Origin of the sequence: Actinopolyspora lacussalsi subsp. righensis (assembly GCF_900116555.1) — a bacterium.
In the GTDB taxonomy this organism is placed as follows: Bacteria; Actinomycetota; Actinomycetes; order Mycobacteriales; family Pseudonocardiaceae; genus Actinopolyspora; species Actinopolyspora lacussalsi.
In genome coordinates this window covers 235,225-248,329 of record NZ_FPAT01000005.1, presented here as the reverse complement: position 1 = coordinate 248,329, position 13,105 = coordinate 235,225, and the positions used below count along the sequence as shown (strand labels likewise).

General features: G+C 66.4%; 16 protein-coding genes. 8 read left to right on the top strand and 8 right to left on the bottom strand.

The genetic code is table 11. The annotated features are described in order from the left end of the window. Positions 1–78: 78 nt before the first annotated feature. The 5 genes from BM394_RS11505 to BM394_RS11485 all read right to left on the bottom strand — a co-directional run bounded on the left by BM394_RS11505 (position 79) and on the right by BM394_RS11485 (position 3,034). Positions 79–219 (bottom strand): Imm1 family immunity protein, encoded by a 141-nt coding sequence (locus tag BM394_RS11505; RefSeq protein ID WP_425427657.1) that lies wholly within the window; start codon positions 217–219, stop codon positions 79–81. Positions 220–499: 280 nt separating this feature from the next. Continuing rightward, a complete protein-coding gene (locus BM394_RS11500; RefSeq protein WP_092977571.1) occupies positions 500–961 on the bottom strand; it encodes an Imm1 family immunity protein in 462 nt (153 codons plus the stop codon). Then, complete coding sequence (locus BM394_RS11495) at positions 958–1,695, bottom strand: DddA-like double-stranded DNA deaminase toxin (RefSeq protein ID WP_092977569.1); 738 nt, start codon at positions 1,693–1,695, stop codon at positions 958–960. The genes BM394_RS11500 and BM394_RS11495 overlap by 4 nt, the downstream gene beginning before the upstream one ends. 9 nt (positions 1,696–1,704) lie before the next feature. After that, positions 1,705–1,884: a hypothetical protein gene (locus BM394_RS11490; RefSeq protein ID WP_245780119.1), complete on the bottom strand. Its 180-nt coding sequence runs from the start codon at positions 1,882–1,884 to the stop codon at positions 1,705–1,707. Between the two features lie 718 nt (positions 1,885–2,602). Then, a complete protein-coding gene (locus tag BM394_RS11485; RefSeq protein ID WP_175530062.1) occupies positions 2,603–3,034 on the bottom strand; it encodes a hypothetical protein in 432 nt (143 codons plus the stop codon). A 693-nt stretch (positions 3,035–3,727) separates the two neighbouring features. On the opposite strand from BM394_RS11485, the gene BM394_RS11480 reads away from it, so the two are divergent. Both BM394_RS11480 and BM394_RS11475 read left to right on the top strand, forming a co-directional pair. Continuing rightward, positions 3,728–4,600 (top strand): helix-turn-helix domain-containing protein, encoded by an 873-nt coding sequence (locus BM394_RS11480; RefSeq protein ID WP_092977565.1) that lies wholly within the window; start codon positions 3,728–3,730, stop codon positions 4,598–4,600. 4 nt (positions 4,601–4,604) lie between these two features. Further along, positions 4,605–4,787 carry a DUF397 domain-containing protein gene (locus BM394_RS11475; protein ID WP_092977563.1) on the top strand — a complete coding sequence of 61 codons (183 nt, stop codon included), beginning with the start codon at positions 4,605–4,607 and terminating at the stop codon, positions 4,785–4,787. Between the two features lie 103 nt (positions 4,788–4,890). On the opposite strand, the gene BM394_RS11470 is transcribed toward BM394_RS11475, so the two are convergent. Together BM394_RS11470 and BM394_RS11465 are read right to left on the bottom strand one after the other, a co-directional pair. After that, complete coding sequence (locus tag BM394_RS11470) at positions 4,891–5,238, bottom strand: VOC family protein (protein WP_092977561.1); 348 nt, start codon at positions 5,236–5,238, stop codon at positions 4,891–4,893. A 174-nt stretch (positions 5,239–5,412) separates the two neighbouring features. Then, positions 5,413–6,204: a carbon-nitrogen hydrolase family protein gene (locus BM394_RS11465; RefSeq protein ID WP_092977559.1), complete on the bottom strand. Its 792-nt coding sequence runs from the start codon at positions 6,202–6,204 to the stop codon at positions 5,413–5,415. 134 nt (positions 6,205–6,338) lie between these two features. Here BM394_RS11465 and BM394_RS11460 point away from each other — a divergent pair, with 134 nt between their 5' ends. The 6 genes from BM394_RS11460 to BM394_RS22805 all read left to right on the top strand — a co-directional run bounded on the left by BM394_RS11460 (position 6,339) and on the right by BM394_RS22805 (position 11,745). Then, a complete protein-coding gene (locus tag BM394_RS11460) occupies positions 6,339–7,925 on the top strand; it encodes an ABC transporter substrate-binding protein (RefSeq protein WP_245780118.1) in 1,587 nt (528 codons plus the stop codon). Continuing rightward, a complete protein-coding gene (locus tag BM394_RS11455) occupies positions 7,907–8,932 on the top strand; it encodes an ABC transporter permease (RefSeq protein ID WP_092977557.1) in 1,026 nt (341 codons plus the stop codon). Before BM394_RS11460 ends, BM394_RS11455 begins: the two co-directional genes overlap by 19 nt. Beyond that, positions 8,925–9,848, top strand: a complete 924-nt coding sequence (locus BM394_RS11450) for an ABC transporter permease (protein ID WP_092977555.1) — start codon at positions 8,925–8,927, stop codon at positions 9,846–9,848. Before BM394_RS11455 ends, BM394_RS11450 begins: the two co-directional genes overlap by 8 nt. Before the next feature lie 69 nt (positions 9,849–9,917). After that, entirely contained in the window at positions 9,918–10,862 is a 945-nt protein-coding gene (locus BM394_RS11445; protein ID WP_092977840.1) for an oligopeptide/dipeptide ABC transporter ATP-binding protein, read from the top strand. Continuing rightward, the gene (locus tag BM394_RS11440) at positions 10,856–11,497 is read left to right on the top strand and encodes an ABC transporter ATP-binding protein (RefSeq protein ID WP_092924654.1); all 642 of its coding nucleotides are present in this window, start codon (positions 10,856–10,858) and stop codon (positions 11,495–11,497) included. Before BM394_RS11445 ends, BM394_RS11440 begins: the two co-directional genes overlap by 7 nt. A gap of 95 nt (positions 11,498–11,592) precedes the next feature. Further along, positions 11,593–11,745: a hypothetical protein gene (locus BM394_RS22805; RefSeq protein ID WP_165400588.1), complete on the top strand. Its 153-nt coding sequence runs from the start codon at positions 11,593–11,595 to the stop codon at positions 11,743–11,745. A 53-nt stretch (positions 11,746–11,798) separates the two neighbouring features. Here BM394_RS22805 and BM394_RS11435 read toward each other — a convergent pair whose 3' ends face one another. Further along, positions 11,799–13,055 (bottom strand): M14 family metallopeptidase, encoded by a 1,257-nt coding sequence (locus tag BM394_RS11435; RefSeq protein ID WP_092977838.1) that lies wholly within the window; start codon positions 13,053–13,055, stop codon positions 11,799–11,801. Positions 13,056–13,105 lie beyond the last annotated feature (50 nt).

Below are 13,105 nucleotides of genomic sequence, written 5' to 3'. Positions count from 1 at the left end.
CGACGATCGAACCCGCTCCGGCCGGATCCTTCCTCGCACGCCGTCTTGATCGGGTCACTTCCGTACTCGGACCGCGTCTCAGTACCAGTATCCGGGCTGCCACCGCACGGATTCGGGGCGTTGTCCGGTGCGGCAGTACTCGGTGATGGCCTCGCGGGCTTGCTCCAATGGGATCGATGCCGAGGCGGGGAACCACAGGTCGCCTTCGGGGTCGAACAGCAGCGGGAGTGTGTCCTCAGTGGCCTGTGGGTGGCCGGGCAGCTCCGCACCGGTCCCTCGACGAAGAAGGGCCGCTGCCCCGGAAAACGTCGAGCCCCGGCCGATAATGGCCCGGGCTCGAACTAATCCCCGCGTGCGCGGGGCCTACCACAGACTCCACTACCCCGAAAGCTCTCGGGCGGGTCCATCCCCGCGTGCGCGGGGCCTACACTTCGTGACCTGCGATCTTAACAGTGCTTTCCCGCTGTGGGAATCACTTTCGTTCCGGGCAAGACGGTGGTCAGTACCATTGTCCGGGCTGCCACCGCACGCACTCGGGGCGTGTTCCGGTGCGGCCGTACTCGGTGACAGCGGCTCGTACGTCTTCCAGCGGTAGTGAGGACGTGTGGGGAAAGTCGAGTCCTTCGGGGTCGAGTACCAGACTGGGAGCGTGGTTGGGCTCCTCGGGGTTGTAGGAGTAAACGAGTGCGCCGTTCGGTGCTCCGGGATGCATGTAGTGCAGCGCGCCCCACCCGAGAAATGGATTCACACTGACCATGAGTCGCCCCCGTGGGAATTCGTGGATGCTGCCGTCGTCGTTTTCTCGACACGGGCGATCCCATACGTAGACCTGTGAAATCAGGTGGTAGGTGGGGGTCGCGATCCGTTTGGTGAGGTCGTCGAGTTCAGCAGGGGTGTAGGCATAGCGGAACTCGCCGCCGAGGATGCCGGTCACCACCGGAAACGGTGTGGTAGTTGTCATGGCCGCGCCTGCCCGTGTATCTCGATGGGTGTCTCACGGCCGGGTTGCCACACCACGAGCATCGAGCCACGCGGGAGGATAGCCCGAACCGCTTGCTTACAGTTGAATTCGCCAGTACACATCGTATTGTTCAGTACCACGACCCCACGTGTTTGCCCTGCCTCTTTCATCCGTCGGGCGTATTTGGCTTCGACGTGCAACACGACACCTGGAGCTCCTCGGGTGTCGGGGTCACCGAAAACGCGCGAGTTGTGCAGGTTCAGCCGGGCGCGTTCGGAAACCTCTTCGCGTCCGCTGGTCAGGATCTGTTCGTTGCCGTCTTGGTCGTAGACCAGCCCGGAAGTCTGCCCACCGGTGTAGCCGGGTAGCCGTTCGCGAACCTGGTCGATCCACGAGCGGTCTCGGGACGCGTCGGTGGGAATCCGGGGTGTGGTCGAGGGATGGGGCAGGCTCGGTGGGGGATGGTCGCCGTTCACGCCGAGGGTGGCGAGGTAGCTCACCAGGTGTCCGCGGGTGTTGTCGGACAGCGCGAGCACGTCGTCGATGAGCTCGCGGGCTCGCTCGAACAGCGCCACGGCCTCGGCCAGTTCGGGTGAGGTGCTGCCCTGGCCGATTTCGGCCAGGGTCGGCAGGGCGTATTCCTCGATCCAGGCACGTACTTGGTGAAGTCGCTCGGGCGGCAGTCGTCCGAGCATCCCGCCGAGGGTGTTGCCCACCTCTTCCACATGGGACATACCGCTCTCCTACAGGACGGCGGAGAAGGCACTGACGTGTTCGGTGGCCCGCATAACCGCTTGGACCGCTTCGTCCGTCTTCTCGTGAGCGGTGACGAACAGTTGGAGTGCTTGTCGCACGTCATCATTGGTGCTGGTCCCGGCCACCTGGTACAGCAGCCCGCGGAGTTCCTCCAGCCTGGTTCGCACGGCCGCAAGCTCACCGGTGGGGCGGTATCGATGATCTGCTGCAGCTGACCGCGGATTTCTTCGAGCATACGGTTCTCCTATCGATGGGATGTGACGGCCAACCCCTGCCTGGGGTTGGTATTGGGAAGGCGACCCGTTGGGTGGCGGTATAGCTGTCTTGGTCATGTCTCTCCTCGTGGTGACCGCCCGGCCGGGACGGGGGAGGGGAGTAGCCCGGCCGGGCGGCGGACGGCCCGGCACTGGAGGTCGGGGTCTCGACAGTGCCGGACCGTGGTTCAACGGCGTCGTAATCCGTTCAGGACGCGACGCATCAGATCGAGTTCCGGGGCCTCCGGGGCGGAGTGCGGTTCCGGGGTATTCTCCGGGCGCCACTCCGGTAGGTAGGGACTACCGGAGTGGCCTTCTTTCGGTGATATCGGAGGCAGCGTGCCGGACCATCGGTAATACCGGGGTGGTCGTGCCACCCGCGATTCCCGAGTCCGAGGTTCGTCCGTCATTTCGGGAGTACCATCTACCGTTCCGATCGAGAGTCCGTGTCGTCGAGTTCTCCGGTAACCGAACTCTCCGGGACACCGATCGGTTCTCGTGAGACGTCGTCTGTGATCGGGGGAGATTCGGCTGTATTCGAATCGGGGTGCGACAACTTCGAGTGGGAATGTAAGGATTCGGTTCGCCCTGGAAGGCGAGGATGTAACCACGGCCCTTTTGATTCAACTGCTTAGAAGTCATGTTTGCGTATGTGCGAGCCCATCCACTCGCACTCGGGGCAGTGCTGCCAGTTCGACGGTGGTGTTCCGGGTGTGAACCAGCCCAGAAACCCGCAGACCGTCTGCGCTGCGTGGCCGTCCCGGTATCCGCTGATGAGCAGGTCCGCCGAGACGTCGTGCCAGATCCGGTCGTCGCTCAGTGACGCCGCGTAGGCGGGGCCGCTCAGGTCGATTCCCGGTTTTCGCTCCCGATCCGCTGTCTCCGGAAGCCGGGTCGGTGCGGTCTCCGCCGGTTCTACCGGTGCGCTTCGCAGGCACAGCTCGCACGGCATCCCGGCGAACGCTTCCGTGCTTTCCAAGTTGCTGTAGTGGGTGATGAAACCGCAGTAGGCTTTCCGTATTCCGTCCGGCCTCGTGCTCTTGTCCGGAGCGAAGATGTGCACCGATCGCACCATCGGAGGGTGGTTCTCGTTCAGCCGAGCGAGAATGATGTTCACAGCCCGTCCCCTTTCGGGCGAGATTCCGGGTATCTCTCCCACATCCGCCGAGTAGTTCGTCTCGCCCGATTTCGGGCTCGTCTCTTCTCCAGTGGCGGCAGCTCGTAGAGCACCACCGCCCACGGCAGCGCGGCCACCAGAGCCGCCAACGCGAGTGTCAGTTCCGCGTACACGATTACCTTTCACGGACATCGGCGGCGATGTCCACCACGAGCCGGATCGCCGTCACGCACGCGGCGATGACTTTCGGGACTGGAAACACCGAACTCACCGTCCATCCGGGAGGCCGCGGATCTCCTGTGGACGCTGGCGGTTCCGGCCTCGCGTAACTCGCCGCGTGGTGTCGCCTCTCTCCGGGACCCGATGTCGTCTCCGGCAGAGCGTGTAGCCGGAGGAATACACCGCGCTTGTCGCGGGCTCCACCGGGATCGCGTGCTCGGTTACGTGCGACAGCTCGTCCGGTCTCAACCGATGGCTGTGGGAGCAACGCACTCCGTGCCGGAACGGCAGCGGGCGTTGGTTCAAACGAGCCATACGTGCTCCTTGGGTCTCACTGTTAGCGTGTAGTCACTGCCTGTTGATGATGAGACTCTAACTTTGAACGTATCAAGGAGCAACGCATGACGATCATCCAACCGGGTGAAGTGGGAGGATGCGTACATGTCCAGCGGAGCACGACAGATCCAGCTCGGTAGGAAGCTTCGAGAGATACGTAACGCGGTAGGACTCTCGCTCGATGGCGTGGCGGCTCGCCTAGAGAGAAGCCGTGCAACAGTAGGTCATTGGGAAAGTGGTTACTCTCGTATCAGCGCTCAAGACCTGGAAGGTCTCTTCCGTCTTTATGATACGTCGGAGGAGATGCAGGACCAGCTACGTCAGCTCCGACGAGATAGTCACAAGAGGGGGTGGTGGCAAAGCTATAAACTACCAGATTACATCAATCCATTCCTCGGTTTTGAGTACGAAGCCGCGGAAATATTTCATTTCGAGCTAGGTGTTGTTCCCGGTCTTCTTCAAACGGAAGAGTATGCGAAGGCTGTGCACGAAGCCGGTAGATTGGAGTTGTCAGATGATGAGCTACAGGGATGGGTTGAGGCTCGTATCCAACGTCAAAAACGCTTGGAAAGTGGTGGAGGACTCACGCTTCACGCTGTCATTGCGGAGGAGGCTCTATATAGAATAGTAGGCTCATGCGATATAATGGCCAGGCAGCTAGAATACTTGGAAGAAGTAAGTAAAAGGGCTTCGGTTAAGCTGCGAATTTTGCCTTATAAAAACGGTGCCCATGTAGGGATGCATGGTCCTATCATGGTGTTGCGCAGTTCCGATCCGAGTCACAGTGACGTGGCGTTCAGCGATACACCTCTCGGAGGTCACATCATCGACGACCCCAGGGATGTATCAGAGCTATCCCGACTATACAGTGCCCTGGAATCTCAAGCGCTCCCGCTCGCATCGTCGTCCAAGCAACTTCGTAACATTGCACGCGAACACATTAGTTCAAAGGAGTGACCATATGGTTCACGCTTGGCGCACGAGTAGCTACAGCGGTCAAGGCAACGCCTGCGTCGAGGTCGGTGCGACCGACCACGGAGCGGCTGTCCGTGACACCAAAGATCGCTCGGCCGGGTACTTCATCACTACCGTTTCCCAGTGGGCCGCGTTCATCGACGCGGTGAAGGCCGATCGGTTCGAGTGAATCCCAGCGAACGGTCCAGCGCTCCCGGGGACACTTCATGGTGAAGGTGGACCGGGGGCGCTGTTTTGGCTCCTGTGGCCCGCGACGACGGTGATACCCGCCCTTACTCGTGGCTGACCACGTTGACCACCCTGCCGTTGGGGTCGCGAACGAAGAAGCGGCGTACTCCCCAGTCCTCGTCCCGCAGTGGGTGCACGATCTCCGCACCGTTGTCCACCATCCGCGCGTGGACGGCGTCGACATCGTCGACCTCGACACTCATGTCCGGCACGACCGTGGCGGTCTCGTCGTGGGTCATGAAGGTCACCTGGGCCGTGGGATTGCTGGGCGAGGCCAGCGTCATCACCCAACCGAGGTTCATCACCTCCTCGAATCCCATCAGGCCGTAGAATTCCCGACTCTCCGCCATGGCTTCCGACCGGATGTCGGGCATCGCGCGGCGGATGGACATAGGTGACTCCTGTTCGAACGGGGAAACACAGCGTCCCCGATTCTCCGCCGAGGGGCGACACCGCACATCGAACGCGGGACGAACCGTCGCGAACGCACACATCCGGAGTAGGGAGGCACCGGCGCCGGAGTTCCAGTACCGGATCCCCGCCGCGAGAGGACCCCGCCCCGGTGATCAGAACTTCCGGTTGGCCAGTACCGGAATCTCCTCCCGCGCCTGTTCGGCGCGTTCCGGAGCGATATCGGTGATCAGCACGTCGGGTTCGGCCTCGAGCTGGTCGTGTATCACCCCGTAGGGGGTGACCACGGTGCTGTAGCCGATACCGGTGGGGGCCTTGGCCGCCGGTTCGCGGCCGATGCTGCGTGGATCGGCCTGTCCGCAGGCCAGTACCCAGGAGGTGGAGTCCAGCGCCCTGGCCCGCGCCAGCAGTTCCCACTGCTCGCGCTTGCCCGTTCCCGCGCCCCAGGAAGCTGCCGTGACCGTCACGGTGGCGCCGCGTTCCGCCAGTGTGGTGAACAGACCGGGGAAACGAATGTCGTAGCAGGTCGTGAACCCCACGGTGGCGCTGGGCAGTCGCGCCGTCAGCGGTTGCTCTCCCTCGGCCACGTTGCGCGACTCGGTGAAGCCGAACGCGTCGTAGAGGTGGATCTTGTCGTAGCGTGCCCGCGTGCCCGGCCCGGTCACCAGCAGCGTGTTGGTCACGCGGCCGTCCTCGGTGGGGGTGAACATCCCCGCGGCCACCGTGATGCCCGCGTCCCCCGCGAGCCTGCCGACCTCGCCTGCCCATGGGCCGTCCAGCGATTCGGCCAGCGGTGCCAGCGGAACCCCGAAGCAGGCCATGGTGGCTTCCGGGAAGATCGCGAGTTCCGCACCGGCCTCGGCGGCACGACGCACTCCTCCCGCCACGAGCTCCAGGTTGGCGTCCGGGTCCGGTGTGGACGCGATCTGGCACAGCGCGACGCGCACTTGGACTCCTCCTGTCGTGGCCGGGCTACACTCGACATTCTCCCATGCGCTCACCGCCGTCGACGAGCGCGCGCCGAGGTAGGCAACGTCTCATCCTGTTGCCATCCTGTTGCAGCAGTTTCTAGGGTTGCCCCGTGCTGAACCGGCGTACACTGATCTCTTCCTCCTTGGCCGCCTTCGCCGTGGCGGGTACCGCCTGCGCGGCGCCCGAGCGAAGCGGCGGCGATCCCCGAACCATGCTGCTGGCCGACGGGTACGAACCGAGCAGTCTCAACCCACTGCTGGGCTACGCGCGCTCCGGGGCGGCCAAGTTCTACGACGGTCTGCTCGCCTTCGACGGCAACGGGCGACTGCACCCGGCGCTGGCGGCGGAACAGCCCACCCCCACGGACGGCGCACGCACCTGGACCGTGCGGCTGCGCCGCGACGTGAGGTTCCACGACGGCAGCCCTTTCCGTGCGCGCGACGTGGTGGCCACCTACCGTGCCGCCGTCGATCCAGCTTACGCGGCCACGATCAGTTCCGGGCTGTCCATGCTCGAGGAAGTCGAAGCCGTGGACGAGCACACCGTGCGGTTCCGGCTCAACATCCCCTACGCGCCCTGGCCCGCCCGTATGGTCATGGGGATCCTGCCCGAGTCGACGCTGGCCGAAGCCGTGCCACAGGGTGAGTCCCCGATCAATACGCAGCCGGTCGGCACCGGTCCCTACCGGCTCGCCGAGTGGCGGCGCGGCGAGCGAATGGTCTGGCGCGCCCACGAGAACTACTGGGGCGGTACGCCGCGGATCTCCGAGATCACCGTCGTTTTCGCCACCGACGACAACACCAGGGCGCAGCGCGTGCAGGCAGGAGAGTTCGACGGCACCGTACTGCCCCCACTGCTGGCCGAGCGGGTGGGCAGCGGCTCCTACCGCACCGTGCACCACGACACCGCCGACTACCGGGCCATCACGCTGCCCGCCGACCAACCCGTCACGGGTGACCCGGCCGTGCGGATGGCGCTCAACCTGGCGGCGAACCGCTCCGAGATGGTGGACAGCCTGCTCGGCGGGCACGGCGAACCCGCTTACACCCCCATCCCGGAGTCCATGGGGCGGTTCCACGAGCCCGAGGCGAAGTTGGAGTTCGACCAGCGTCGCGCTCGCCAGCTCCTGGACGAGGCGGGCTGGCGTGCCGGTTCGGACGGGATTCGTACCAAGGAGGGCACGCGGGCGAACTTCACCGTGATGTACTTCGCCGATGACACCCTTCGCAAGAAGTTCGCCCAGGCGTTCGCCTCCGATGCCGGGAAGGTGGGAGTGCGGGTCGAACTGGCCGGAGTGGACCGCTCCGAAGCCGCCGAACGAATCGGTACCGACGCGATAGTGCTCGGCGGCGGCAGTCCGCTGGATCCGGACCTGCAGATGTACTCCGGGCTGCACTCCTCGATGATCGGTACCGGTACGTACCGGAACCCGGCCAAGTACCGCAACGAGCGGGTGGACTCGGCGCTGGACGCCGGTAGGCGCACCGTCGAACCGGCCGAGCGTGCTCGGCACTACAAAGCGGCGCAGCGTGCCTACGTCGCTGATCCCGGCCTGGTCTACCTGGCGTTCATCCAGCACAGCTACGTCGTGCGTACCGGGATGTGGGACGGATACGAACCCGTCGTGGAACCGCACACGCACGGCACTACCTGGGGCCCGTGGTGGAACGTCGAGAAATGGACCCCGAAAGAGTGAACTCACGTGTGTGGACGGTGCGCCGTCGAAGCCGTGCGGGTGCGGTGGCCGGACTCGTCGTCCGCCGGGTCGTGCTCGCCGTGCCGGTACTGCTGCTCGTCTCGCTGGCGGTGTTCCTGCTCGCCGCGGCCTCACCGTTCGACCCGATCCACCAGTACTACGGGGTGCGGATCTTCGACGCCTCGGCCGCGGACGTGGCCAGCGTACGAGAACAGCTCGACCTCGACCGCCCGGTGCTCGCGCGGTTCTGGGACTGGTTGAGCGGAATCCTGTCCGGTGACCTCGGCATGTCCCGCTCGATGCGCGCACCGGTCGCGGACGTGCTGGCGAGGCGTCTGCCGTGGACGCTGCTGCTCGCGTGCTGCGGCCTGGTCCTCGCCGTGGTGTTCTCGCTGGTGATCGGCACCGTGGCCGCTTGGCGGCAGGGTGGTTGGACGGACCGGCTGATCACGGCTGTCGGCCACGCCCTGGAGGGGATTCCGCCCTTCGTGGTGGCGTTGTTGGCCATCGCGCTGTTCTCGCTCGGCCTCGGATGGTTGCCGGTCGCCGGCCTCACCGACGCGGGCAGTTCACTCGGCCCAGCGCAGGTGATCGAGCACCTGGTGCTGCCCGCCGCGGTACTGGGGATCTCGCAGAGCCCCTGGCTCGTACTGCACGTACGACAGTCGCTGCTGACAGCGTTCACCGAGGATCACGTCACCGGTGCCCGAGCCAGGGGAGTCCGCGAACGCGTGGTGGTCGCGCGGCACGCCCTGCCCACCGCGCTGTTGCCGTTCGTGACGCTGATCGGCGCCCGGATCCCCGAACTCGTGACCGGCGCTGTGCTGGTGGAGGAGGTCTTCTCCTGGCCGGGAGTGGCCTCCGCCGTCGTCACCGCGGCGAGAGCGGCGGACTATCCGCTGCTGGCGATCCTGACCCTGCTCGCCACGGCCGCCGTGCTGCTCGGTTCCCTCCTGGCCGACGTGGCAGCCGTACTACTCGATCCGAGAGTCTCCGCTGATGGTTGAGCTCGAATCCGACAGCGCCACCGCCGGTCGACCCCGCCCCTGGCGGAGCGCCACTCGTGCTCGTGCCGGGACCGTGCGAGGTGCGGCCGGAGCCGTGCGGGCACGGCTGCGCCTCGTGACGGCGGTGACCGCGCTGGGCGCGCTCATACTGGCCGCGTTGTCGGTTCCCGCCCTGTCCGCGGCACCCGGCACCGTGGACTACCAGGCCATACGGCTTCCGCCGAGTCCGGCGCATCCGTTCGGCACGGACACCTCGGGACGCGATCTGTTCGTGCGCTCGCTGGCGGGACTGCGGGTGTCACTGCTCGTGGCGGCGGTCAGCACAGTGGTGTCCACAGTGCTCGGTACCGCGGTGGGTGCGCTCTCCGGCGCGTCGGGGGGATGGGTGGATCGCCTGTTGATGCGGGTGGTGGACGCGGTCAACGCCGTACCGCACCTGCTGCTGGGCATCGTGATCGTCGCGCTCTACCAGGGAACGGTGCTGGCGGTGGTACTGTCCATCGGCCTGACCCACTGGGCCACCGTCGCGCGTGTGGTGCGTTCCGAAGTGCTCGGGCTGCGCAACCGGCCCTACGTGGACGCGGCCGTCTCGGCCGGTGCCGGTCGGTGGTGGGTGCTGCGCAATCACCTGCTGCCCGCGATCGTGCCCCAAGCGGCACTGTCCGCGGTGCTGCTCGTGCCGCACGCGGTGTTCCACGAGACCGCGCTGAGCTTCCTCGGGCTGGGACTGCCCCCGCATCTGGCCAGCATCGGCAACATCCTCTCCGACGGCAGGGAGGGGGTCCTGCTCGGTGCCTGGTGGATCGTGGCGTTCCCGGCCGGGCTGCTCGTGGCCACCACGCTGTCGGTGTCCGGGATCGCCGCCGCCTGGCGGGACCGGACGATTCCCACTCGGCGTTCCGAGCTGACGCTGTGAACGCCCCGCGAACCGAGCCGGATGGAGTGATCATCGGTGCAGCAGTCGCCACTGCTCTGGTTGGACGACATGTCGGTGCGTTTCGAACTGGGGCGGAGCCGTGGTTCCGAGACCGTGCACGCCGTCACCGACGCCAGGCTGCGACTGTTTCCCGGCCAGGTACTGGCGCTGGTGGGCGAGTCCGGCTGCGGGAAGTCCGTGCTCGCCTCCGCGCTGCTCGGACTGCTGCCCGCCAACGCGTGGTCGCGTGGTCGTGCCCTGCTGAGTTCCGGAACGGACGAGGACGTCGAGTTGCTCGCGGCGCCCGAGAGCGTGCTCGCGCGCGAGGTCAGGGGAAGGCGAGTCGGTCTCGTTCCCCAGTCCGCCGCGACCCACCTCACTCCGGTGCGTACCGCACGTGCCCAACTGTCCGAGGCGTTCCGTGAGCTGCGCGGCCGTGCCGACCGTGCCGAGGTGGAAGCGCTGGCCCGACGGGTCGGGTTGGATCCGGACGAGCTCGATCACTATCCGCACGAGCTGTCCGGGGGCATGGCGCAACGTGTCGCGGTGGCCTCGGCGCTGGTGGCCGAACCTCCGGTTGTCATCGCGGACGAGCCCACCACGGGACTGGACCGACCGTTGGTCGAGCGTGTCATGGACCTGCTCGGCGAACTCGCCGATCGCGAAAGAGGAGTGTTGTTGATCACCCATGATCTGGACGCCGCCGCGCGGGTGGCCACCCACGTGGCGGTGATGTACGCCAGCCGGGTGGTGGAGAGCGGGCCCGCGACCGAGGTGTTCGGGGAGCCCTGGCACCCCTACACGAAACGGCTGCTGGCGGCGCTGCCGGAAGGGGGGTTTCAGCCCGTCCCCGGGCATCCGCCCGCCCTGACCGAGTTGGCCGAGCTCGAACGCGAGTGGGGCTGCGTGTTCTGCCTGCGTTGCCCCGAAACACCCGGGGTGGCGCCGTGCAATGGCGAGCCGCGGCTCGCCGAGCACGGGCGCAGGTCCGTCGCGGCGCATCCGCCGTGCTGAGCGCCAGGGGAGTGGTCGCGGGCTACGCCCGCGGCCGTGCCGTCCTCGACGGAGTGGACGTGACCGTTCCCAGGGGGGCGGTTCGCGGTCTCGCCGGACCGAGCGGTTGCGGCAAATCCACGCTGGCCAGAGTGCTGGCACTGCTGCAGCGTCCGTGGTCGGGCACTGTCGAGCTGGACGGCCGCGAGATCCGGGGCGCGCGCTACTCGGTTCCCCGGGAGTCGCGCACCTCGGTGGGGATCGTTTTCCAGCAGCCCCGCCCCGCCGTGGACCCGCGTATGACGCTGCGCGAAATCGTCTCGGAGCCACTGCGCGTCCGTGGTGCGCGGCAACCCCGAGCCCGCGTGGACGAGCTCGCCGAGACGACCGGTCTCGACGCGGAGCTGCTCGGCAGGATGCCGCACGAGGTCAGCGACGGCCAGCTGCAGCGTGCCTGCCTGGCACGTGCGATGGCCCCGCGTCCTCGTTACCTGATCTGCGACGAGATGACCGGGATGCTGGACGCCTCCACCACGGCCGCGCTCGTCCGCGTCGTGACCGGACGGGTGGCCGAGGAGGGAACCGGTGTGCTGGCCATCAGCCACGACGAGTCGCTGCTGCGCGCCTGGGCCGGTGACGACGTCATCCGGTGGTAGGGCGGGGGAGTGTGGCAGGGTGAGGTGGTTGTCCGGTGCACGGTCGCCGCGTGTCGTGGTGGCCGTAGGCGCTCGATTGGTTGTGGAGAGCACTGATGAGTGAACAGACCACGTTCATGCAATGGCGTGAACGAGCCAAAACCGAGATCCGTGACGAACACCCGCAGCTGCGCTGGCTGCTGATCACGGCCGGAGTGGTCGTGGTGCTCGGGATCGTGCTGGGGGCCGCGGTGCTGCTGCTCCTCTGACCGCTCGAGATGGGGCGGTGTGTGCGAGACGCACCGCCCCACCCGTGGTTCGGTCAGGCGCCCGCTTCGTTCAGCAGCATCGCCACCGCTTCGTCGTTGCGAGCGGTTTCCCGCTCGATGACCTCGTCCGGCGGGTAGAAGCCGTCGATTCCCCCGCCGCTCGGATACATCTCGAACGTGAACGAGAGTATGCCGTGTTCGGCCCACATCCAGTCGTTCATGCTGCCGTCGGTGACGTAGAGGTCACTCGACTGCATCGGCGTGTACCCGTTGCTGCGGGCCATCGCGTTGCCCAGCTCGGCGAACCTGCGGTACTGCTCCCGTGTCATGCCCGGTGCAGTGTCCGCGGTGGTGTAGCCGTACGGCCACAGCACCAGTTCCGAGAAGCTGTGGAAATCGATGTGCGCGGTTATCCGTTGCCGTCCTCCCGCCTCGCGTGATTCGACGAAATCCCTTATCGTGGCGGTTTCCGGTGCGGAGAAGGGCGCCGGACCACGGTAGGTCGGTTGACTCGGGTTCCCGCTGGACCCGCCGCAGCAGCCCCACTCGTAGCCCCAGTTGCGGTTCAGGTCCACCGGCTCGCTCTCCCGGTTGCGGCGCCAGCCCCGGTAGCCGTTGCCCGACACGTCGTAGGTCGAGCCGTCCGGGTTGACCATCGGGATGATCCAGATCTCCCGGTTGTCGACCGCGTTCGTGATGTCGGGATCGGAGCCGTGGTTGTCGGTGTAGCGCCGCAGGATGTGCAGGCACATCTCGGTCGTGAGGTGTTCCCTGGCGTGCTGGTTGCACGTGAACAGCACTTCCGGCTCGTTCTCGTCCGTCCCGGCGTTGTCACTGATCTTGACCACCGGGATGTCCCTGCCCCGCGCCGAACGGCCCGCGCTCGTGCTGTCGACGATTCCCGGGTGCTCGGCCGCCGCCTCCTCGATCTCCGAAACCGTTTCGGAGTAGGTGTGGTAGCCGCTGTCCTCGGGAGGGAAGTCGGCAGGCGAGGCCTCCGGGTGAACGGGGGCGTCGGCCGCTGCGGGGAGGCGTCGCGGGCTCAGTCCCCGGGCGCGCAGCCGCTCGGCCTGCGCCGGGGTGGCTTCGACGAAGGCGGTTTCCCCGGTTACCGAAAGCACCAGCGCGCCGGTGCGATTGACAGCGGTGCGGGAAGCGGTGTCCGTGTTCGGGATCCGGTAGACAGCCCTGCTGGTGTCTTCCCCGGTGTGATCGCCTCCCCGCGCGAATGCCGACTGGGTGGCAGGCAGCGACAGCAGGAGAGCGGTGACCGACAGTGCCACGGTTGTCCGTCGTCGTAGCGTGCGCATGTTCCTCCGATCGATCACGGATTCGGTGCCCCCACCGAGGCTCGCCGCGA